This window comes from Ruminococcus sp. YE71 (assembly GCF_900119155.1).
Lineage (GTDB): Bacteria > Bacillota > Clostridia > Oscillospirales > Ruminococcaceae > YE71.
Map to the genome: position 1 here is coordinate 169,947 of NZ_FPIR01000003.1, position 21,156 is coordinate 191,102.

At 55.4% G+C, this 21,156-nt stretch carries 19 protein-coding genes; 11 read left to right on the plus strand and 8 right to left on the minus strand.

Annotated elements, in window-relative coordinates; genetic code table 11:
• Positions 1-111: 111 nt before the first annotated feature.
• The 3 genes from BT142_RS03865 to glmS all read right to left on the minus strand — a co-directional run bounded on the left by BT142_RS03865 (position 112) and on the right by glmS (position 5,472).
• Positions 112-1,377 carry an O-acetylhomoserine aminocarboxypropyltransferase/cysteine synthase family protein gene (locus tag BT142_RS03865; RefSeq protein ID WP_072416889.1) on the minus strand — a complete coding sequence of 422 codons (1,266 nt, stop codon included), beginning with the start codon at positions 1,375-1,377 and terminating at the stop codon, positions 112-114.
• Between the two features lie 26 nt (positions 1,378-1,403).
• Positions 1,404-3,524, minus strand: a complete 2,121-nt coding sequence (locus BT142_RS03870; RefSeq protein WP_072416890.1) for an Hsp70 family protein — start codon at positions 3,522-3,524, stop codon at positions 1,404-1,406.
• Positions 3,525-3,633: 109 nt separating this feature from the next.
• Complete coding sequence (glmS, locus tag BT142_RS03875; protein WP_072416891.1) at positions 3,634-5,472, minus strand: glutamine--fructose-6-phosphate transaminase (isomerizing); 1,839 nt, start codon at positions 5,470-5,472, stop codon at positions 3,634-3,636.
• A 276-nt stretch (positions 5,473-5,748) separates the two neighbouring features.
• Between glmS and BT142_RS03880 the strand changes: the two genes are divergently transcribed.
• The 4 genes from BT142_RS03880 (at position 5,749) to pflA (ending at position 11,074) form a co-directional block, all read left to right on the plus strand.
• Positions 5,749-8,304 carry a YfhO family protein gene (locus BT142_RS03880; RefSeq protein ID WP_072416892.1) on the plus strand — a complete coding sequence of 852 codons (2,556 nt, stop codon included), beginning with the start codon at positions 5,749-5,751 and terminating at the stop codon, positions 8,302-8,304.
• Positions 8,305-8,844 carry an NUDIX domain-containing protein gene (locus tag BT142_RS03885; RefSeq protein WP_072416893.1) on the plus strand — a complete coding sequence of 180 codons (540 nt, stop codon included), beginning with the start codon at positions 8,305-8,307 and terminating at the stop codon, positions 8,842-8,844.
• 400 nt (positions 8,845-9,244) lie between these two features.
• Positions 9,245-10,306 (plus strand): sensor histidine kinase, encoded by a 1,062-nt coding sequence (locus tag BT142_RS03890; RefSeq protein ID WP_072416894.1) that lies wholly within the window; start codon positions 9,245-9,247, stop codon positions 10,304-10,306.
• 12 nt (positions 10,307-10,318) lie between these two features.
• Positions 10,319-11,074, plus strand: coding sequence for a pyruvate formate-lyase-activating protein (gene pflA / locus BT142_RS03895; RefSeq protein ID WP_072416895.1), 756 nt, complete (start codon positions 10,319-10,321; stop codon positions 11,072-11,074).
• Positions 11,075-11,209: 135 nt separating this feature from the next.
• Here pflA and BT142_RS03900 read toward each other — a convergent pair whose 3' ends face one another.
• Together BT142_RS03900 and BT142_RS03905 are read right to left on the minus strand one after the other, a co-directional pair.
• Entirely contained in the window at positions 11,210-11,785 is a 576-nt protein-coding gene (locus tag BT142_RS03900) for a helix-turn-helix domain-containing protein (protein WP_072416896.1), read from the minus strand.
• A 40-nt stretch (positions 11,786-11,825) separates the two neighbouring features.
• Entirely contained in the window at positions 11,826-12,041 is a 216-nt protein-coding gene (locus tag BT142_RS03905) for a DUF6019 family protein (RefSeq protein ID WP_072416897.1), read from the minus strand.
• Between the two features lie 452 nt (positions 12,042-12,493).
• On the opposite strand from BT142_RS03905, the gene BT142_RS03915 reads away from it, so the two are divergent.
• The 7 genes from BT142_RS03915 (at position 12,494) to BT142_RS03945 (ending at position 18,056) form a co-directional block, all read left to right on the plus strand.
• On the plus strand, positions 12,494-13,150 hold the full coding sequence (locus BT142_RS03915) for an HAD family hydrolase (RefSeq protein WP_242871912.1): 657 nt from the start codon (positions 12,494-12,496) through the stop codon (positions 13,148-13,150).
• Positions 13,147-13,869 carry a precorrin-3B C(17)-methyltransferase gene (gene cobJ / locus BT142_RS03920; protein ID WP_072416899.1) on the plus strand — a complete coding sequence of 241 codons (723 nt, stop codon included), beginning with the start codon at positions 13,147-13,149 and terminating at the stop codon, positions 13,867-13,869. The genes BT142_RS03915 and cobJ overlap by 4 nt, the downstream gene beginning before the upstream one ends.
• Positions 13,862-14,593 (plus strand): precorrin-6A/cobalt-precorrin-6A reductase, encoded by a 732-nt coding sequence (locus BT142_RS03925; protein ID WP_072416900.1) that lies wholly within the window; start codon positions 13,862-13,864, stop codon positions 14,591-14,593. Before cobJ ends, BT142_RS03925 begins: the two co-directional genes overlap by 8 nt.
• Positions 14,590-15,780: a bifunctional cobalt-precorrin-7 (C(5))-methyltransferase/cobalt-precorrin-6B (C(15))-methyltransferase gene (locus tag BT142_RS03930; RefSeq protein ID WP_072416901.1), complete on the plus strand. Its 1,191-nt coding sequence runs from the start codon at positions 14,590-14,592 to the stop codon at positions 15,778-15,780. The genes BT142_RS03925 and BT142_RS03930 overlap by 4 nt, the downstream gene beginning before the upstream one ends.
• The gene (locus BT142_RS03935; protein WP_072416902.1) at positions 15,777-17,090 is read left to right on the plus strand and encodes a cobyrinic acid a,c-diamide synthase CobB; all 1,314 of its coding nucleotides are present in this window, start codon (positions 15,777-15,779) and stop codon (positions 17,088-17,090) included. The genes BT142_RS03930 and BT142_RS03935 overlap by 4 nt, the downstream gene beginning before the upstream one ends.
• 264 nt (positions 17,091-17,354) lie before the next feature.
• Positions 17,355-17,834: a DUF2975 domain-containing protein gene (locus BT142_RS03940; protein WP_072416903.1), complete on the plus strand. Its 480-nt coding sequence runs from the start codon at positions 17,355-17,357 to the stop codon at positions 17,832-17,834.
• 9 nt (positions 17,835-17,843) lie between these two features.
• Complete coding sequence (locus BT142_RS03945; protein WP_072416904.1) at positions 17,844-18,056, plus strand: helix-turn-helix domain-containing protein; 213 nt, start codon at positions 17,844-17,846, stop codon at positions 18,054-18,056.
• Between the two features lie 829 nt (positions 18,057-18,885).
• On the opposite strand, the gene BT142_RS03950 is transcribed toward BT142_RS03945, so the two are convergent.
• From BT142_RS03950 to greA, 3 genes are read right to left on the minus strand one after another with little or no spacing between them, the layout of a single operon-like run.
• Positions 18,886-19,149: a FoF1 ATP synthase subunit delta/epsilon gene (locus BT142_RS03950; RefSeq protein WP_072416905.1), complete on the minus strand. Its 264-nt coding sequence runs from the start codon at positions 19,147-19,149 to the stop codon at positions 18,886-18,888.
• Positions 19,146-20,537, minus strand: a complete 1,392-nt coding sequence (gene atpD / locus BT142_RS03955; protein ID WP_072416906.1) for a F0F1 ATP synthase subunit beta — start codon at positions 20,535-20,537, stop codon at positions 19,146-19,148. Before atpD ends, BT142_RS03950 begins: the two co-directional genes overlap by 4 nt.
• Before the next feature lie 26 nt (positions 20,538-20,563).
• On the minus strand, positions 20,564-21,031 hold the full coding sequence (greA, locus tag BT142_RS03960) for a transcription elongation factor GreA (protein ID WP_072416907.1): 468 nt from the start codon (positions 21,029-21,031) through the stop codon (positions 20,564-20,566).
• Positions 21,032-21,156 lie beyond the last annotated feature (125 nt).

Below are 21,156 nucleotides of genomic sequence, written 5' to 3' on the forward strand. Positions count from 1 at the left end.
GAAGTCATCTCCATTTTTCATGACCGCACCAAAATGCCGCAGACACACCTTTGAAAAAAGCCCGAACGGCGGCAAAGCCGCTCGTTCGGACTCAATTATCAGCAGTCAATATCAGATAACAGCAAACGCCTTTTCAAGATCAGCCAGAATATCGTCAACATTCTCCAGACCTACAGAGAATCTGATGAGACCCGGGTCAATGCCTGCCGCAACGAGCTGCTCGTCGGTCAGCTGACGGTGGGTCGCAGACGCAGGGTTCAGCACGCAGGTGCGGATGTCGGCAACGTGTACCTCGTTGGACGCAAGCCGGAGCGCATCCATGAACTTCACAGCCTTCTCTCTCGTGCCGACAGAGAAGCTGATAACGCCGCATACGCCCTTAGGCAGATACTTCTTCGCAAGCTCGTAGTGAGGGTCGCTCTCAAGACCTGCATACTTGATGGAGATGATCTTGCCCGTGGACTCGATGTACTTCGCTACCTTCATCGCGTTCTCGCAGTACTGGGGCATTCTTACCGCCAGCGTTTCAAGACCGAGGTTCAGCAGGAAGGAGCTGTTCGCAGCAGGATAGCATCCGAAGTCTCTCATCAGCTGCATTCTCGCCTTGGTGATGTAGGGAGCAGCAGGATACTTCTCGGTGTAGATGATGCCGTGATAGCTCTCGTCGGGCTCGGTCAGACCGGGGAACCTGCCCGAAGCCTTCCAGTCGAACTTGCCGCTGTCAACGATAACGCCGCCGACCTGAACAGCATGACCGTCCATGTACTTCGAGGTGGAGTGTACAACGATGTCAGCGCCCCACTCGATAGGACGGCAGAGGATAGGTGTCGCGAAGGTGTTGTCAACGATCAGCGGGATGCCTGCGCTGTGTGCGGCTCTCGCCCACTTCTCGATGTCGAGAACGGTCAGTGCAGGGTTCGCGATTGTCTCACCGAAAATGCACTTGGTGTTCGGACGGATAGCCGCCTTGATCTCCTCCTCGGATGCGTCAACGTCAACGAAGGTACACTCGATGCCCATCTTCTTGAAGGTGAACGCGAACAGGTTCACGGTGCCGCCGTAGATGGACGAGGACGAGATGAAGTGGTCGCCTGCGTCGCAGAGGTTCAGCACCGACAGCATCGAAGCCGCCTGACCCGACGACGTACACATAGCCGCAACGCCGCCTTCAAGTGCCGCGATCTTCTTCTCAACAGCGTCGGTGGTGGGGTTCTCGAAACGCGAGTAGATCATACCGAGGGTGGGGTCGTCAAAAACGTCCGCAACAGCGTCGGTGGAGTTGTAAACGTAGGTGGTGCTCTGGTAGATCGGCATTACTCTCGGTTCGCCGTTCTTGGGGCTGTAGCCCTCGTGCAGTACCTGTGTTTCGATCTTCATATTTATCATTTCCTTTCAGCGAGTTTTCACTCTATAGTTTTTTCATTTATTACCCTCGCGATGTTCGAGAGTTTGCTTTCGAGCTGTGTCACGTCGGATACCGACGCAAGGTCGCTCTTTGTGGATATCTCCTTGAGGAACTTCTCGTCCGCACGCCCGAAACCGAGTGCTATCAGCTCACAGCCTGCTTTCACGAATTCATTCTTCATGTTTCTGGAAATCTTGCAGGGGTCGGATGCCCAGCGTCCGTCGGTCAGCACGATGCCGCAGAGGAACGGCTCGTCACTGTATTCCGAGAGCTCGTCATATATCGCGGTCACGGGCTGTGACGTGTTGCAGGCGCCTGTCATGCCCACTTCAAGGCTGTCGATAGCCTTGCTTATCTTCCTCTTTTCCGAGGTGGCGTTGCAGAGCACTTTCACGCTGTCCGAGAAGGCTATGATGCCTATCCTGACGCTTTTCAGGTCGAACTGCTTGACGAAGTTGTGCATCGCCTTCATCGCAAGCTCCATCGGCTTGCCCATCATACTTCCCGAAACGTCCAGCGCAAGATACATCACGCCCGTCACGGGGATGCCCCTGCCCGCCGAAGCGAAGTACTCGTCGGGGCGCATATGCACCCAGCTCATATCCTCGGGAACAGGCAGTTCCTCATACGCGAGTTCCCTGCCCGTCTCGGTCTGAACGGCGCGGATGTCGATGGTGCCGTTGCCCGTGTAGGAGTAGGTGATGTCTATCTGTGACTTTCCGCCCTCGACACAGGGTATCTTCGAGAACCTGTAGTGCTTTGCGACGGTGCAGTCGAGAGGGTCGATGGGGTCGCCCTGCAACATGAACAGCTCCATCTCGTTGAGTTCCTCTTTCGGGCTGACCCTGAGCTCGCGGCGTTTTGTCACCGAAGCGTCCCTGATGGGGGTGTTCCTGCGTATCATTATGTCGTTTATGAAACGTTCGCCGTCCTCGCTGACCGAGATCATACCCAGCGAATGCGCGATAACGTCGTTTATCTGCTTTGCTCCGGGGATGTCCTCCAGCTGAAGGACATTCGGTGCCGCTTCGAGGAAGCCGAGTATCTTCCTGCCCTTTGAAGCGGTCTCCATCGAAGCCTGTATCGCCGCGCCTATGGCGACAGCCTCGTCGGGGTGAACGCCGCTGAGGGGCGGCTTGCCCGTCATCTGCTGTACGTACTCCTTCACCATTTTCATTCTGGTAGAGCCGCCCACGAGTATCACGCCGTCGATGTCCGCCCAGCCCAGCCTTACGTCGGCGAGCAGTTCGTCGATAGTGCGCCTTGTGATGTCGAGCAGGGCGTCGGTGCAGTCACGGAATTCCTGTTCCGTCAGGCGGTATTTGCCCGTCAGACCGTCGTATTCAACGGTTATATCCGTATACGGCGCGGAGGACAGCGCCCTCTTCGCCTTTTCAGCCCTTACCATCAGCATATTGAACTCGTCGGGGTCGTCCGCAGGGGAAATGCCGAACTCTTCCTCAAAGCGCTCGATGACCCAGTGGCAGATAGCCTCGTCCCAGTTCTTGCCGCCGAGGAAATGCTTGCCCGACGAACCGATAACGTCTATCGCGCCGCCCGTGACCTTCGCCAGCGTAACGTCGAAGGTACCGCCGCCCAGATCGTAGATGAGAACGTTCCTGTCCTCGCCCCCGTCGCGGAGCCCGTAGGCTATCGCCGCGGCAGTCGGCTCGTTGATGATGCTGAGCACTCTGAGCCCCGCCATCTCGCCTGCACGCATGGTGTTGTTGCGTTCGAGGTCTTCAAAATAGGCAGGCACGGTTATGACAGCTTTGTCTATCTTCTGCCCGACAGACGCCTCAGCCTGCGAGATCAGCTCTTTCAGGTACAGACCCGAAAGGTCGGCAGCCGAATAGCTCTTCCCGAAGAAGCTCACGCTGAAATCGGCGTGACCCATCTCCAGCTTGTAGAAGGAAGCGGTATTCGGGTCGCCCGACTCCTCGGCATTCTTCGCGTCAATGCCTATCTCGGCAGTGCCGTCTGCCCTGAAAACCAGCGCCGAGGGCGTCGTGTTCATGCCGTACTTATTCTTGATGACAACAGGCTGCCTGCTCACGGGGTCGATGTACGCGACCACCGAAAAGGTCGTCCCAAGGTCTATGCCGACGGTAAGTCCCATTCTCACTGCTCCTTTTCATCAGATTTTTTTGCTTGCTGACGGGGGATTCTTGGGGAAGACCCCGCACAGACAGCACAACAAACGGGGGACGAAGCCCCCGAAATAGTTGTTATTCAACGGTAACGCTCTTAGCGAGGTTTCTCGGCTTGTCAACGTCGAGACCCTTTGCGACGGAGATATAGTATCCCAGAAGCTGGAGAGGAACTACCGCAAGGCTCGCTGTGAAGAGCGGGTCGGTCTTGGGGATGTAAGCCGTAAAGTCGGCGTTGTCCTCAACGCTGTAGTTGCCGTAGGTGGTAAGACCCATGATATAAGCGCCTCTTGCCTTGCACTCTACCATGTTGGAAACAGTCTTCTCAAACAGGTTCTGCTGAGTAAGCACGCTGATAACGAGAGTTCCGTCCTCGATGAGCGAGATAGGACCGTGCTTGAGCTCGCCAGCCGCGTAAGCCTCCGAGTGGATGTAGCTTATCTCCTTCATCTTGAGGCTGCCCTCTAAGCTGACCGCGTAGTCGATGCCGCGTCCGATAAAGAATGCGTCGCGGATGTTCGCGAACTTTGAAGCGAACCACTGGATGCGCTCCTTATCTTCGAGTATCTTCTCGACCTTCTTCGGGATGGTCTGGAGCTCTGCGAGAAGTTCTGCAAGTCTCTCCTCGGTGATCTCTTCCCTTACCTTTGCGAGCTGCATCGCCAGCAGGTAGCCTGCGATGAGCTGAGTGCTGTAAGCCTTCGTGGTAGCAACGGAGATCTCGGGGCCTGCAAGGGTGTAGAACACATTGTCCGCGTCTCTTGCGATATTGGAGCCGACAACGTTCACGATGCCGAGGGTCTTGACGCCGTTCTCCTTCGCGAGGGTCAGTGCAGCGCGGCTGTCAGCAGTCTCGCCCGACTGGCTGATGATGATAGCAAGGCTGTTCTTCGCAAGGGGCATCTTTCTGTATCTGAATTCGCTTGCGAGCTCGACTCTTACGGGAATGGTGGTGAGCTGTTCGATAACGTACTGGATGCACACACCCACATGGTAAGCCGAACCGCAGGCAACGATGTATATCTGAGAGAGGTCCTTCACTTCCTCATCGGTAAGTCCGAACTCGCCGAGCACGATCTTGCCGTCCTTGACAACGGAATTAAAGGTATCCTGAATAACTCTGGGCTGCTCGTGGATCTCCTTGAGCATGAAGTGCTCATAGCCGCCCTTTTCGGCAGCCTCAGCGTCCCACTTGATCTCGGTGAGGGGCTTCTCGATCTCTTCGCGGTCGATGTTGTAGAAGGTAACTTCGCCCTTGCCGAGCTTTGCGATCTCCATGTTGCCGATGTAGTATACCTTGTTGGTATATTTCAGGATAGCGGGCACGTCGGAAGCGATATAGGAAGCGCCGTCCTTGAGACCGATTATCATCGGGCTGTCCTTACGTGCAACGTATATCTCCTCGGGATAATCCTTGAACATTACTGCCAGCGCATACGAACCTCTGATACGCAGCATAGCTCTTGCGAGTGCGGCAACGGGGTCAAGGCCGTACTTCTTGCAGTAGTAGTCGATGAGCTTTACAGCTATCTCAGTATCGGTCTGGGAGTAGAAGGTGTAGCCGTTCTTCGAGAGCTTCTCTTTCAGCTCCTGATAATTCTCGATGATACCGTTGTGAACAGCAACGATGTTGCCGTCGTCGCTCATATGGGGGTGAGCGTTGTCCTCGGAAGGCTCACCGTGGGTAGCCCAGCGGGTGTGACCTATGCCGCAGCTGCCGATAACAGCGTTGCCGTTGTCAGTCTTTTCCGCGAGTATCTTCAGTCTGCCCTTAGCCTTGACTATCTTTGTATCCGAAACGCCGTCTCTGATGGCAATACCTGCCGAGTCGTAGCCTCTGTATTCCAGCTTAGCAAGTCCGTCAAGCAGTATGGGTGCTGCCTGTTCGTAACCTGTGAATCCAACAATTCCGCACATAATGCAAATACCTCTCTTAATAAATCGCTCACTTATCATTCTATGCTGTCGGTAACAGCGCGATAATCATATTTAGTATACCATTAATTTAACAGTTTGTCAAGTAAACGCTACATATCTGTTAAAAAAGTGACATTCGTGCAGGTATAAGGGGGGCTAAACCTGTGCTATTCTGTTAAATATTTTCCTCAGGGCTTGATTTTGATACAGCAGTATGATATAATCATAGTGTATGTTTATACATGATCTTACATATAAAAAGGTGGTATTTGTGTCATGAACAAAGGAGTGCTTGACAAAAGCACCGATCCCTCAAAGCAGCGCAGTGAACTTTCTGTGTACATAATGCTTTTCGGGGTGGCTTTTGTCGGTATGATGCTGGCATTTATTCCTACGATGATGAAAAATCAGGGAATATTCCTGTATTACGGCGACTTCAACTCACAGCAGATGATGTTCTACTATCATGCGAACGAGATGGTGAGAAACGGCAATCTGGCATGGGACTGGGGAACAGACCTGGGCTCGAACTTCATCGGCTCCTATTCCTTCTATCTGCTGGGCAGCCCGTTCTTCTGGCTGTCTACCCTCTTCCCGATCGACGCGGTGAAATATCTGATGCCCTGGCTGCTCTCGCTGAAAACGGCAGTGGCGGCTGTGGCAGCATATGCGTATATCAGACGCTTCGTGAAGAATCAGGATGCCTGCTTTATCGGAGCGATGCTGTATGCCTTCTCGGGCTTCCAGCTGTACAACGTGTTCTTCAATCACTTCCACGACGTTACGGCGTTCTTCCCCCTGCTGCTGCTCAGCTTTGAACAGCTCACCCAGGACAGACGCAGAGGCATTTTCGCACTGTGCGTGGCGCTCTGTGCAGCTATCAGCTACTTCTTCTTCGTGTGCGAAGTAGTGTTCGTTGTGGTATACTTCTTTATCCGCTGCACGGATAAGGAATTCAGGATGGATTTCAAGATATTCGGTTCGCTTCTTGTTGAAGCGGTCATCGGCGTGCTCATCTCGGGCATAATACTCCTGCCTGCGGTATACGACGTCGTGAACAACCCCCGTGTATCCAGCAGACTCTACGGCACGGACATGGTCATCTACGGCGAGAACGTCCGCATCCCGAGAATAATCCAGGCATTCTTCATGATGAGCGATATGCCTGCAAGAACGAACATCCTCAAGTCCGACAACGCACGCTGGGCTTCCATCGCGGGCTACCTGCCCATGTTCTCCATGTGCGGCGTCATCGCCTACATGAGAAACAAGAGAAAGAGCTGGCTCACCAAGATGGTGGCGGTATGCGGCATCATGATGTGCATACCCGTGCTCAACTCGGCATACGTCCTGTTCAACAGCAGCTACTACGCTCGCTGGTACTATATGCCGATACTGCTCATGTGCCTTATGACCGCAAAGGTCTACGAGGACGGCATCGGTGGCTTCAAGAAGGGCTACAAGATAGCTACGGGCATCGGCGCGGCTTTCCTTATGATCGGTATGCTGCCGAAGATGATAGACGGAAAGGTGCAGTACTTCCAGAACTTCCAGTATAAGGAAATGTACTATATGCAGCTTCTCGTCACCGCAGTCCTTGCGATAGTAATGGGTCTTATCATCTACTATCTCCCCGGCTGCAAGGCATTCAACGAGATAGTTTCGGGCGTTACCGCCGCTGCCTGCATCATCACCATGTTCGCAGGCGTGAACTTCGGCGCGGTACAGGACGGCGGACACGATAAGTACATCAAGTACGCCATCAACGGCAGAAACAACATCGACACCGCAAAGCTCGACTGCATCAACGAATACAATCACCTTTACAGTGATAATACATTCTTCCGTATAGACACTTCCGAGAGCGTGGACAACTGGTGTATGTTCTGGGGTCTCTCCTCAATGAGAACGTTCCACAGCGTTGTTCCGCCCTCTATCATGGACTTCTACAGCACTCTCGGTCAGACCAGAGACGTTGCTTCGAGAATGGAGCCCGAAGTCTACGGCTTCCGCAGCCTGTTCTCCGTAAGATACTACTTCAAGAGAGCGAACAATTCGGCTGCTCACTCCCCCACAGTTGCAAACCTCGCAGGATTCGAGTACATCGACACCCAGAACGACTTCCACATCTATGAGAACAAGAACTGGGTTCCTATGGGCTTCACCTACGACTGCTACACCGAAGATCAGGTCGTTCAGGACGCACCGAAGAACAGCCGTCCCAACGTTCTGATGGAAGCGGTGGTGCTCGACAAGACCCAGATAAACAAGTACAAGGATATACTGAAAAAATATCAGTACTCCGCTGCTGATATGACTTCCGACCACTTCGCGGAGGTCTGCGCGGACAAGCGTCAGAACTGCTGCTACAGCTTCGAGAACGATACCCACGGCTTCAAGGCGAAGATCAACACCGAGAGCTCAAAGCTCGTGTTCTTCTCTGTGCCCTACGCCGACGGCTGGACTGCTACCGTCAACGGTCAGCCTGCCGACATCGAAAAGGTCAACTACGGCTTTATGGCAGTGGTCGTTCCCGCAGGCGACAACGAGATCGTGTTCAGCTACGAGACCGCAGGTCTGAAAACGGGTGTGCTTATGACGATCTCAGGTACTGCCCTGCTGCTTATCTACGTGGCTGCGTTCTATGTTACAAACAAGAACAAGAAAAAGGTCGCAGTTACTCCCGACGGCATGACCGCTGAGGCTGAGGGTACCGAGGCTGAGGACGCTTCTTCCGAGACCGAAGAGACCGAAGAGACTGCCGCAGAGGAAACTCCCGAAGAAAACAGCACCGAACAAACGCCCGATGAAACACAGGAGGACGAGGAATAAGTGTACAGCGAAGAAAAGACCGTGAAAAGTGAGCTCGTGTTCGACGGCAAGGTCGTAAAACTATACGTCGATGAGGCAGAGCTCGACAACGGAACGTCCGCTTACCGCGAGCTTATCAAACACCCCGGCGGCGTGTGCGTTCTGCCTATCGACGAAAACGGCGATGTGTATATGGTGAAACAGTTCAGATACCCGTTCAAAAAGGCTCTCTACGAACTCCCCGCAGGCAAGCTGGAGTTCGGCGAGGATCACCGCGCCTGCGGTATCCGTGAGCTGAAAGAGGAAACGGGCGCGGAAGCAGGCACCTTCGAGTACCTCGGCTGTATCTACCCCACCGTGGCTTACGACACCGAGATAATCCATATGTACCTCGCAAAAGACCTACGCTTCGGTGAACAGCACCTCGACGACGGCGAATACCTCGACGTCGTGAAGCTCCCCTTCGACAAGGTGTTCGAGATGGCAATGAACGGCGGTCTCCCCGACGCCAAGACCCAGACCGCCGTCCTTAAAGCCAAACTTTTGATGCTGAACGGGTGAAGAGTGCGGATTTTAACAGGGGGGGGGGAGCTAAGGCGGCTCCCATCCCAAAGACTTTTAATATGTTGTTCGTTTGTTGTGATCGGGAAGATAGTACCTTGACATTTCAAGAGTGACCATCTGAAAAATACACCCAATGATGTGTTACGCTCTCACAAACGTCTTTTTGGCAAGGTCAAGCTGTATAGCAGAAGAACTACAAACTTCCCGACCAACACAAAATAGTGAAGAACCACCACAAGCCAAAAAGTATTAAAAGTTTTAGTGAGGGGGTTTGGGGGAAGACCCTTTTTCAAAAGGGTCTCCCCCAAGAAAAGAAAAACGTCCCCCAAAGAGAGCAAGAGTGCCGCACCGTGAGGAAACGGGGTGCGGCACTGTTCGCATATGCGGAAGGAGTGAGATGATGCGCATCAACGACAAGCTGGTGCTGCTGCTGTTGATATGTCTTTGTTCGGCCGCGCTCAGCGAGAGTGCGCTGCCTGTGGTCATCTCGCTGGCGGTGCTGATTGCGGCGATGCTGACCGAGTTTTTCACTGACAAGCGGCTGATCTTTGCAGTCCAGGCGGCGTTTATGGCGGCGTGTTTTTTCGTGCCTGCGGCCTGCATCGGGCTTCCGATGACGGCATACGACATCATGAGATACCGTTCAAAGAAGATGGGTATATTCTGTCTCATCACGATGGCGGCGGCGTATCTTAACGTCAGCGGCAGGACGGCGGCGCTGTCGGCGGTAGGGGTCGTGCTGGCGGTCTATCTGGAGATATGCACCGACAGGCACGAGCGCACCGAGAAAAAACTCCGCGAAGTCCGCGACAACTCTGCCGAGCTGAACCTGCTTCTCGGCGAAAAGAACCGCAGTCTTATCAAGCTGCGCGACAGCGAGGTCTACTCGGCAACGCTGAGGGAACGAAACCGCATCGCGAGGGAGATACACGACAACGTGGGGCATATGCTCACGCGCTGTCTTTTGCAGATAGGTGCGCTGTCGGTCATCACGAAGGACGACCTGACCCGTGAGAAGCTCGGGGACATTCAGGAGACGCTGAACAACGCGATGACGAGCATCCGCAGGAGCGTGCATGACCTGCACGACGATTCGATAGACCTGCGGTCATCGGTGAATGACATCGTCAGCGGTGCGAAGGAACGTTTCAGCGTGTCACTTGACTATGACGTTTCAGAAACGGTCAGCGGCGAGATAAAGCTCGCATTCATCGGCATCCTGAAAGAAGCGGTGAACAACGCGGTGAAGTATTCAAGCGGCGACACCCTGCGTGTTTCCGTGCAGGAGTACCCGGGTTTTTGCAGGCTTTCTGTGAGCGACAACGGCACGGAGAAAAAGAGCGACAGCGGCGGTATCGGCATCGAAAATATGCGCGAAAGAGCGACAGCGCTGGGCGGAAGTTTCACCGCCGAGATGACGGACAAGGGTTTCCGCGTGTTCGCATCCATCCCGAAATAGGAGGTAAACGGTATGACAAAGGGTTATATCCACTCGGTTGAGAGTTTAGGAACGGTTGACGGCCCCGGGCTGAGGTTCGTGGTGTTTCTGTCGGGCTGTCCGATGCGCTGTGCCTACTGCCACAACCCCGACACATGGGACATGGCGAAAGGCACCGAGACCACGCCCGAGGAGATAATGAAGCAGTTTGACAGCGTGAAGGAGTTCCTGCGGGGCGGCGGCATCACCTGCACGGGCGGTGAACCGCTGATGCAGACCGAATTCGTGACCGAGCTGTTCACCCTCGCGAAGAAAAAGGGCATCCACACCTGTCTCGACACGTCGGGGATATGCTGGGGCGAGGACACGAAAGAGGCTATCGACCGCCTGCTCGACGTGACCGACCTCGTGATGCTCGACATCAAGCACATCGACCCCGAAAAGCACCGTCAGCTGACAGGCAAAGACAATTCTGGCATCAGGGACTTTGCCCTGCACCTCGGAGAGCGCAGGATAGATGTGTGGATACGCCACGTACTCGTCCCCACGGTGACGGACGATGAGCCGTCCCTCCGTGCCCTCGGCCGCTTCATAGCAGGGATACGCTCCCTGCGTGCGATAGACGTACTGCCCTACCACACAATGGGGATAATGAAGTACCGCGAGCTCGGCATCCCCTACCGCCTCGAAGGCATCCCCGCCGCCGACAAATCCCGGGCCGCCGCGGCAAGAGACATCATCTTCTCGGGTCTCAAAGAACGCCTGCGCGAGGAGAAGCGTAAAAAATAACCGGGGAAAACCCGCCTTCCAAAGACTTTTAATATGTCATCAGATAGATTTGTTCGTGAAGACAGGCTCTCTCCATTTATATAGAGATATACTAAATAATACCGCCCGTGATAGTTGAATATCACGGGCGGTTATTTATCCGAGGATGAGGTGCATCAGGAGCATAATCAGGAGTGCGGCGACTGCGGCGGCTATTGCCAGCAGTATTTTCTGGTAGGGGCGCTTTGCCTGCTCGCGGATCTGTTCTATCTCGTCCAGCGTGCGACCTTCCGTGAACGCAACTATCTCCTTGAATGTCTGTATGTTATTCTGCTTTTTCAGGCTCTCGCACTTTATGGCGACGCACATGGTCACGCCCATATATACCAGCCAGATGCCTGCGCCGACCCAGCCGAGGAACTTCGCCAGCGGGTACGGAAGCAGTATCGCGATGATGAACATCACCGAATAAATGTTCGCCCAGCGGTTGTATTCGGCTATGCTCTCCTGTCTGATCTCTTTTTTCATTTCCTCAACATCTCCTTTGACCAGTTCGTCAAGGGACACGCCGAACAGGTCGGACAGGATAAGAAGGCTGTGAACGTCGGGATAGCTTTTTTCGTTCTCCCAGTTTGAGACCGTCTGTCTGCTGACGTATGCCTTCTCGGCGAATTCCTCCTGATTCCAGCCGCGTTCCTTGCGAAGCCGTTTTATCTGTGTGCCAAGCTCCATAATGAAGCCCTCCTTCGGGAAATGTGATAACAAAAGTATATCACATTTCCCCGCCATTTTCAAGACCGCACATTTTTTCCGCTTCGATCTCCTCTGCCGTCTTTTTGCCCGTTATCTCCGAGTAGGCTTCCTTGATGGCGCTCTTCACCGCCCACTTTATCACAAAGTAAAGCAGGACAAGCACAACGATGATAGTCCCGTGCGTAACTCCGAGATCCTCGGTCAGTCTATTGAACAGTACAAGTTCAGCTGTCATTTCTCATTCCTCCGTTTCGTCATATCGGTTTCGGGTCTGCCCCTTCCATGCCATTATCATACCACACCCCAGCCGAACAGTCCACCCAAACCCTTTTACAAACGCCGTTTTCCCGATGTAAAACCTCTTTTACATCCCCAAAACACACGCTATTACGCACATTACCGTCCACCCCATCAAAATGATATCCCCCACATCCCACGCCCGTCTTTTTGGCAAGGAACAAGCAATATTGCAGAAGAACGCCACCCTTCCCGACCTGCACAAAGTAAGTAAGAACCACCCAAAAGCCAAAAAGCATCAAAAGTTTTAGGAAGGGGGTTTGGGGGAGAACCCTTTTTCAAAAGGGTTTCCCCCAAGAAAAACTACGTCCCCAAAAACACAATAAGGTTGAAAAAAAGCAAAGAGTGTGGTATAATAGACTGGACAGGATTTCAGAACGGAGTGATAGAGTGGTAAAACTGCCGAAGAACATACGTGCGGTCATTTTCGACCTGGACGGGACGCTGATAGTCTCATCCCATGTGTGGAGCGACATTGACAAGAAGTTTCTTGCGAAGAGGGGGCTTGAAGTGCCCGAGGACTATTTCAAGCGCATTTCGTGCATGAATTTCAGCGAGGGGGCGGAGTACACCATCGAGCGTTTCGGGCTTGAGGAAGACCCCGAGGACATCATCGCGGAGTGGTTTGGTATGGCGCGGTACGAGTACGAGCACAACATCCGCATGAAGGAAGGCGCGGCGGAGTATCTGCGGAGCCTGAAAGCGCGTGGGATAAAGCTGGGGCTCGCCACCGCTTCGAGTCCTTTGCTCTACGAGCCTGTGCTGAAAAACAACGGTGTTTACGACCTTTTCGACGCGTTCGCTTCCACCGAGGAAGTGTCGAGGAGCAAGGTCCACGCCGACGTTTACGTCTACACCGCAGGCAAGCTCGGCACGGCGGTACGCGACTGTGCCGTTTTCGAGGACGTGCTCGAAGGCATCGAGAGCGCAAAGTCGGCAGGTTTCTTCACTTGCGCCTGCCTTGACGAATACTACAGCTGTGACCATCCGCGCATGGCGGAGATCGCAGATGTGAACTTTACGACCTACGGAGGTGAACATCAATGAAACTGTACATAGTCGGGTTCGGCTGCGGAAGTGCCGAGGGCATGACTTTACGCGCACGGCAGATCATCGAGAGCGTTGACACCGTCATCGGGTACACCACCTACGTGGCTCTGATGCGCGGCATCTTCCCCGACAAGGACTACCTTGAAACGGGCATGAAGCGCGAGATAGAACGCGTGCGGCTCGCGCTCGAAACGGCGAGGGAGCGCGACTGTGCGCTCGTTTGCAGCGGCGACGCGGAGCTTTACGGCATGGCGTCCCCTGCCCTGACCCTTGCGCCCGAATATGACGGCGTGACCGTCGAAGTCGTGTCGGGCGTGACCGCTGCGCTCAGCGGAGGTGCGCTTCTCGGCTCGCCGCTGACCAACGATTTCGCGGTGATAAGCCTTTCCGACCTGCTGACCCCCTGGGAGCAGATCGAGAAACGGCTGCGCTGCGCCGCGGAGGGCGGCTTTGCGATCGCGCTCTACAACCCCGCTTCAAAAACGCGAACCGACAGTTTGCAGCGCGCCTGCGAGATACTGCTCGGAGTTATGCCCCCCGAAACGGTCTGCGGCTGGGCGAAGAATATCGGCCGCGACGGCGAATGCAGCGGAACGCTCACCCTCGGAGAACTGATGAATTTCAAAGCAGATATGTTCACTACCGTGTTCATCGGCAACGGGGAGACGAAACTCATCGGCGGCAGGATGGTAACGCCGAGGGGCTACCATGTATAAGCTGGCGATCTTCGCAGGGACGACCGAGGGGCGGCGGCTGGCGGAGCTCTGCGCCGAAAACCGCATCGAAGCGCTGGTATTCACCGCCACCGAACAGGGCGGCGAGCTCATCGTCGGGAGCGCCGTCCACACAGGCAGACTGACCGCGGAGCAGATGACTGGGCTAATCGGCGGCATCCCCCTCGTCATCGACGCGACTCACCCCTACGCACGGGAAGCCACCGCCAACATCCGCGCCGCCTGCGGGGTCACGAAGGCGCGTTATCTGCGGCTGCTGAGGGAGAGCTGCCCCATCGTCGGCGAGTCGGCTGCCGATATGGACGAGCTGGTCGCAAAGCTAAACGGCTGCGAGGACACAGTGCTTTCGGCGCTCGGCAGCAAGGCGCTCGACAGCCTCGCCGAGGTGAAAAACGCCCGTGAGCGGATGTGGCTGCGGCTGCTGCCTGCCGAGGGGATAGAGGAGCGCTGCGCCGAGCTTGGGTTCGACAGGGAAAAGCTGCTGCTCGAACGTCCGCCCTATTCCGTCGAGCGAAACATCGCACACCTGAAAAAAAGCGGCGCTTCGGTACTGCTCACGAAGGAGAGCGGCAGGATCGGCGGCTACCCCGAAAAGGCGGAGGCGGCGAGGTCGTGCGGCGTGAGGATGCTGACCCTCGCACGTCCCGCCGAGGAGGGCGCGGACTTCGGGAAAGTCTGGCAAATGATAAAGGAGTTGGAGAAATGACCGTAAGCATTGTGGGTATCGGCATGGACGGCAGGGCGACGCTGACCGCCGAGGCGAAAAACGCCGTCGAGACGGCAGACCTGCTGATAGGGGCGGAGCGTATGCTCGAACCCTTTTCGCGGCTCGGAAAGCGCACCGTTTCCCTCACGAGGGCGGAGGAGATAGCGGCTCTGCTGGGGGAGACCGACTGCGGAGCCGCCGCCGTGCTGATGTCGGGGGACGTGGGATTCTACAGCGGCGCGAAGAAACTACTGCCGCTCATCCGCAGTCTGCCTTCGGTCACCGACTGCGGCATCATCTGCGGCATCTCCTCGCCCGTGTACCTCAGCGCGAAGCTCGGGCTCGCCTGGGAGCGGATGAAGCCTGTGAGCCTGCACGGTCTTGACGGGAACGTAGCTGTGAATGTAAGACTCAACGAGTTCACATTTTTTCTGCTGGGCGGCAGGATGACACCGTCGGCGGTCTGCGAACTTCTCTGCGAGTACGGGCTCGGCGAAGTCACCGTCTCGGTGGGCGAAAGGCTCGGTTATCCCGACGAAAAGATAGTCACCGACACCGCTGCGAACCTGCGTGGGAGCTCCTTCGGGTATCTCTGCTGTGTCATCATCCGCAACGAGAACTGCCTGAGACACATCCCGTCAGCCATCCCCGACGGTGAATTTATCCGTTCCGAAGTTCCCATGACTAAGTCCGAGATACGTGGGCTCGCCGTGTCGATGCTGAACGTCTGCGCCGACTCGGTCTGCTGGGACGTGGGCAGCGGTACGGGCTCGGTCTCGGTGGAAATGGCGTTCCGCTGTCCCGAGGGAAAGGTCATCGCCGTCGAGCAGAAGCCTGAAGCTGCCGAGCTCACCGCCGCAAACGCACGGAAGTTCAGCTGTGACAACATCCGCGTCGTCAGCGGCGCCGCCCCCGAAGCCCTCGCAGGGCTGCCGCGCCCCGACAGGGTGTTCATCGGCGGCAGCTCGGGCAATCTCGCGGAGATAGGCGAGGTCATCCGCGGCGCGAACCCCGACGCTCTCGTCATCGTCACCGCCGTCTCGCTGGAGACCCTGCGCGAGGCGTCCGAACTGCTCGGAGACTGCGAGATAACGCAGCTTTCCGCCGCACGCACCCGAAAACTCGGCAGTCACACCATGCTCACGGCGCAGAATCCCGTGTTCATCATAAAGGGGAGGTTCAGATGACCCGATTCATGATCGCAGGCGAGAAAAGCGGCTGCGGCAAGACCACCGTGACCTGCGCAGTCCTTGCGGCGCTGAAGGCGAGGGGTATTTCGGCGGCGGCGTTCAAGTGCGGTCCCGACTACATCGACCCGATGTTCCACCGCGAGACCGCAGGCGCCGCGACCTGCAACCTCGACCGCTTTTTCTGCGGCGACGATATGCTCCTGCACCTCATCAGCCGCACCGCTTCGGGCGTTAGGGCAAGCTTGATCGAGGGCGTGATGGGCTTTTACGACGGCGGCGATACCTCCGCCCACGCCGTTTCACAGCTGACCTGCACCCCTGCCGTCATCGTCATCGACTGCGGCGGCATGAGCGACTCCATTGGGGCGGTGATGAGCGGTTTCCTGCACTACCGACCCAACCGCATCGCAGGGTTCATCTTCTCGAAGCTGCCGCCGAGCCTTGTGCCGATGGTGAAACGGCTCTGCGAGGAACTCGGCACGGAGTATTTCGGCTGTCTGCCGAAGACCGACCTGACCTTCAAAAGCCGCCACCTCGGGCTGGTGACCGCCGCCGAGACCGAGGACATCGCGGCGAAACTCGCGGCGCTGGGCGAACTCGCAGAACAGCACATCGAACTCGACCGCCTGCTGACCCTCGGTGGCGGCCTGCCGAAGTTTGAGCCGCCTGTCATCCCACGCGTCGTGGGAAGTCCCGTCATCGCGGTGGCGGATGACAGGGCGTTCTGCTTCACCTACCCCGAAACGCTGTCGCTGCTCGAAGAGATGGGCTGCCGCATCCTGCGGTTCTCGCCGATGTCCGACAGTGCCGTTCCCGATGCGGACGGGCTTATCCTCAGCGGCGGCTACCCCGAGCTCCACGCGGCGGAGCTTTCGGCGAACGGTGCCATGCTTGCGGACATCCGCGAGAAGATATCGGGCGGTCTGCCCACCATCGCCGAGTGCGGCGGCTTCATGTACCTTCACGAAAGACTGCGGACGGACGATGGCGTTTTCCCGATGGCGGGGGTCATCCGCGGCGAAGCATTCCCGACGGGTCGACTGACCCGATTCGGGTACGTGACGCTGACAGCCGAGAGCGGCGGTCTGCTGTGCGGCGAGGGCGGCACACTTCGGGCGCACGAGTTCCACTACTTCGACAGCGAAAACTGCGGCGGCTCTTTCACCGCCGTCAAGCGCGACGGCAGAAGCTGGCAGTGCGTGCATCACACCGACACGCTGTACGCAGGTTTTCCGCATCTGTACCTTTGCGGAGACATCGCGGCGGCGGAGAGTTTCGCGAGGGCGTGCGCGGACAGAAGAAAATAGAAATATCCCCCCGAAAGCGTTTCGCATGAGACTTTCGGGGGGATATTTCGGGACAGATTTAATGACAGTCGTTAAATATTTATCGTATAAGATATGTACAGTGTGCCTAAGATTCGGGTATGTGGGTTGTGCAGTCAGCCGAAATTTAATGTTTATCGTTAAATTATAGTTGACAAGCATAAAAAATCATGTTAAAATATAATCACAGGAGAGAGGAACGGCTCCTCGGGACACAGAGAAAAACTACAGAACGGAGGAATATATATGGAACAGCTGAAAAACAAGACACTCGAAAAGATACAGAAAAGCAGCAGGATAATGGCGTGGATGTGTGTGCTGGGCGGCATCGTCTACATGGGAATCTCCGCGATAAACACCAGATGGCTGATCGGCACGGGTGCTGATCCGAGCGTACTCGCGCCGGGGATAGGCGGCACGATTTCGAAAATAATACACGGTATTCTGTTATTTTTTGCCGCGTCGGTATTTTTCCGCATACAGAAGAGCGGCGTACCGTTCACGGAGAAGAACTTTCGTTCGGTGCGGCTGATCGGCATTTTGCTGATAGCGAGCACGGTGCTTTCGCAGGCGGTAATAATACTGCTGAGCGGGGGGATCACTGATATTGCGAATGATCTGATAGTACTTTCGCCGCCGATCATCACGGGAATACTTTTCCTGTTCATTGCGAAGGTGTTCGGGTACGGAGCGATGCTCCAGCGGGAGTCAGACGAGACATTGTGAGGTGAGTGAATGGCGATAATACTCAGGCTGGATCGAGTTATGGCTGACAGGAAGATGAGTCTGAACGAGTTAAGTGAGCAAGTCGGGATAAGTAATGTAAATTTATCGAAGATAAAGACGGGGAAAGTCAGTGCGGTAAGATTTTCGACGTTAAATGCGATATGTAAGGTATTGAAATGTCAGCCCGGCGACATCCTTGAATATATAGAAGACGAAGAGTAGCAAAAGCCCGAAAGCGAGAACTTTCGGGCTTAAATGTGCAAAAAGCAAACCCAAACCACCGTCCCGTCCTCGCCAGAGACTAAAAAGTTTAGGAGGGAGGGAGACCTCCGCCTTAGCTGCGCACGGCTACAAAGGCTCCCCCAGCAGTGACTCAGGGGCAGAGTCACCGTCCCGTCCTCGCCAGGGCAGAAAAAAGTTTAGGAGGGGTCTGGGGAGACCCTTTTCAAAGGGTCCCCCAGCAGGGGCTCGGGGACGGCGTCCCCGCCAAGGGAATAAGGCTTTGAAGCCAAAGCGCGCCAACATCCCCCACCAACATAAAATCGGCAAATCCCGAAAAAACGTCCCGAAAGGCGCCAAAAGAAAGACCATCTCAAACCATCAAGAACACACCGATTTGCCGATTTTATTTTCGCGAGAGAGCGCAGCGATTCGAGTGAAACACCCAATCGCACCGAAGGTGCGACAAGGCAGAAAGGCTACATCGGTTTGTGCAGTTCAGAGAAATCGCTGGCGCGATTTTGGGGGCTTTGCCAAAAGTCGCTTCGCTCTTTTGGCAAAATAAAATCGGCATTTCACGCTTCGAGATTTTGTTTGAGCTCGTCTTTTATGTTGAGTTCTTTTTCTCGATTCTCGGGAAATGCCGATTTTATTTTTGTGGGGGATGATGGCTCTCTTACGGGTCAAAGCCATGTTCCCTGGGCGGGGACGCCGTCCCCGAGCCCCTGCTGGGGGAGCCTTTGTAGCCGTGCGCAGCTAAGGCGGGGGTCTCCCTCCCTCCTAAACTTTTTTCTGCCCTGGCGAACACGGGACGGTGGTCTGGGTTTTCTATTTATGCCTGTACTGTGAACTCTCCCGACAGGAAGGTCGCATTATTGTCAGCTACCTGAAATACTCCGCCGCCTGAATGACAGGTCAGCGTCTCGCCGCCTTCCTTGATGATGACACACTCACATGGCTTCACAAGCGTCATGAACGGCGCATGGTTCGCAAGAACCGCAAAATCTCCGTTCGCTCCACGCATCGTTACTCGCTCGGCTTCACCATCAAACGCTCTGCCCGCTGATGTCGATACCGTCAGATGAAATGTACTCATGCCTCAGATTTGCCTTTCTCGACGACCTCGTCAATGGTGCCTGCAAACAGGAACGCCGACTCGGGAACGTCGTCATGCTTGCCCTCGCAGATCTCCTTGAAGCCGCGTATCGTCTCGGCAAGCGGAACGTATGTTCCGGGTATGCCCGTGAACTTCTCCGAAACACTGAACGGCTGCGACAGGAATCTCTGGATCTTTCTCGCACGCTGAACAAGCATCTTGTCATCGTCGGAAAGCTCGTCCATGCCCATGATCGCAATGATGTCCATCAAGTCCTGATAACGCTGGAGAACTCTCTGTACTTCCTTCGCTACCGCATAATGCTCCTCGCCTACGATCTCGGGCGAGAGGATTCGGCTCGTGGACTCCAGCGGATCAACTGCGGGATAAATGCCCTGCGATGCTATGCTTCTCGAAAGTACCGTCGTCGCGTCAAGATGCGCGAATGTGGTCGCAGGCGCAGGGTCGGTCAGGTCGTCCGCAGGTACGTAGACCGCCTGAACAGACGTGATGGAACCCTTCTTAGTCGAGGTGATGCGCTCCTGTAAAGCACCCATCTCGGTCGCAAGGGTAGGCTGGTAACCAACCGCCGAAGGCATACGTCCCAGCAGCGCCGAAACCTCGGAACCTGCCTGCGTGAAACGGAAGATGTTGTCGATGAAGAGAAGAACGTCCTGACCCTCGGTGTCGCGGAAATACTCCGCCATCGTCAGACCCGAAAGCGCAACTCTCATTCTCGCTCCGGGCGGCTCGTTCATCTGACCGTACACGAGGGTGGTGTTCTTGAGAACGCCCGACTCCTTCATCTCGTTGTACAGGTCGTTGCCCTCACGGGTACGCTCGCCTACGCCCGTGAACACCGACAGACCGCCGTGTTCCTTCGCGATGTTGTTGATGAGCTCCATGATGAGAACGGTCTTGCCAACGCCTGCTCCTCCGAACAGACCTATCTTACCGCCCTTCGAGTAGGGACACAGCAGGTCGATGACCTTGATGCCCGTCTCAAGTATCTCCATCGAGTCGGAGAGCTCGTCGTAATCGGGAGCGAGACGGTGGATGTCCCACTTCTCGGCAGTCTCGGGGTCGGGCTGATTGTCCACAGCCTCGCCCATAACGTTGAAGATACGTCCGAGTGTCTCTCTGCCGACAGGCACCTGCATCGGGTGACCCGTGTCTATGACCTCAGTGCCTCTCTTGAGACCGTCGGTGGATTCCATCGAGATGCAGCGCACGGTGTTGTCGCCGATGTGCTGTGCGACCTCTACGGTTATCTTCTCGTGAGCCGCCATGATCTCAAGCGCGTTGAATATCGCAGGAAGCTCGCCCTCGCCGAAACGCACGTCTACGACAGGACCCATTACCTGCGCTACCTTTCCTACATTTGCCATTTATGATCCGCCTTTCGTCAGTTGGCTTACTTGCTGATCTCCAGCACCTCGAACTTGATGATGCCTGCGGGAGCGTCTACCTCGAATACGTCGCCTACCTTCTTCTTGAGGGCAGCCTTGCCGATGGGAGAATCGTCGGAGATCTTGTTGTTCGCAGGGTCGGTCTCGGTCGAACCAACGATCTGGAAGGTCTCGATCTCGCCCAGCTCGATGTCCCTGATGGTCATGATCGAACCAACACCTATCTCGTCTACCGAAATGTCGTCGTCGTCAACGACTACAGCGTTGGCAAGAATGTATGCCATGTTCTCGATCTGCGACTCCAGCTTTGCCTGCTCGTTCTTCGCTTCATCGTACTCGGCGTTCTCGGAAAGGTCGCCGAATGAACGCGCTTCCTTCAGCTGATCTGCTACTTCTTTTCTGCGGACTGTCTTGAGATATTCAAGCTCAGCTTCCAGCTTCTCCTTACCTGCTTTTGAAATAGTATTTGCCATGTCAAATGCACTCCTTTTATCATAAGTTGCTTATTTGTCCGTATCAGCGTACCCCGAAAAAAGATACACTATATATTATACCTCTTATCCCCCTGTTTGTCAAGGGTCATTTTCACTAATCCTCC

Excerpts from the sequence above, each read along its gene's own strand:
- BT142_RS03865 (WP_072416889.1), bottom strand. The coding sequence starts at position 1,377 with ATGAAGATCGAAACACAGGTACTGCACGAGGGCTACAGCCCCAAGAAC.
- BT142_RS03870 (WP_072416890.1), bottom strand. The coding sequence starts at position 3,524 with ATGGGACTTACCGTCGGCATAGACCTTGGGACGACCTTTTCGGTGGTC.
- glmS (WP_072416891.1), bottom strand. The coding sequence starts at position 5,472 with ATGTGCGGAATTGTTGGATTCACAGGTTACGAACAGGCAGCACCCATA.
- BT142_RS03880 (WP_072416892.1), top strand. The coding sequence starts at position 5,749 with ATGAACAAAGGAGTGCTTGACAAAAGCACCGATCCCTCAAAGCAGCGC.
- BT142_RS03890 (WP_072416894.1), top strand. The coding sequence starts at position 9,245 with ATGATGCGCATCAACGACAAGCTGGTGCTGCTGCTGTTGATATGTCTT.
- pflA (WP_072416895.1), top strand. The coding sequence starts at position 10,319 with ATGACAAAGGGTTATATCCACTCGGTTGAGAGTTTAGGAACGGTTGAC.
- BT142_RS03900 (WP_072416896.1), bottom strand. The coding sequence starts at position 11,785 with ATGGAGCTTGGCACACAGATAAAACGGCTTCGCAAGGAACGCGGCTGG.
- BT142_RS03905 (WP_072416897.1), bottom strand. The coding sequence starts at position 12,041 with ATGACAGCTGAACTTGTACTGTTCAATAGACTGACCGAGGATCTCGGA.
- cobJ (WP_072416899.1), top strand. The coding sequence starts at position 13,147 with ATGAAACTGTACATAGTCGGGTTCGGCTGCGGAAGTGCCGAGGGCATG.
- BT142_RS03925 (WP_072416900.1), top strand. The coding sequence starts at position 13,862 with ATGTATAAGCTGGCGATCTTCGCAGGGACGACCGAGGGGCGGCGGCTG.
- BT142_RS03930 (WP_072416901.1), top strand. The coding sequence starts at position 14,590 with ATGACCGTAAGCATTGTGGGTATCGGCATGGACGGCAGGGCGACGCTG.
- BT142_RS03935 (WP_072416902.1), top strand. The coding sequence starts at position 15,777 with ATGACCCGATTCATGATCGCAGGCGAGAAAAGCGGCTGCGGCAAGACC.
- BT142_RS03940 (WP_072416903.1), top strand. The coding sequence starts at position 17,355 with ATGGAACAGCTGAAAAACAAGACACTCGAAAAGATACAGAAAAGCAGC.
- BT142_RS03945 (WP_072416904.1), top strand. The coding sequence starts at position 17,844 with ATGGCGATAATACTCAGGCTGGATCGAGTTATGGCTGACAGGAAGATG.
- BT142_RS03950 (WP_072416905.1), bottom strand. The coding sequence starts at position 19,149 with ATGAGTACATTTCATCTGACGGTATCGACATCAGCGGGCAGAGCGTTT.
- atpD (WP_072416906.1), bottom strand. The coding sequence starts at position 20,537 with ATGGCAAATGTAGGAAAGGTAGCGCAGGTAATGGGTCCTGTCGTAGAC.
- greA (WP_072416907.1), bottom strand. The coding sequence starts at position 21,031 with ATGGCAAATACTATTTCAAAAGCAGGTAAGGAGAAGCTGGAAGCTGAG.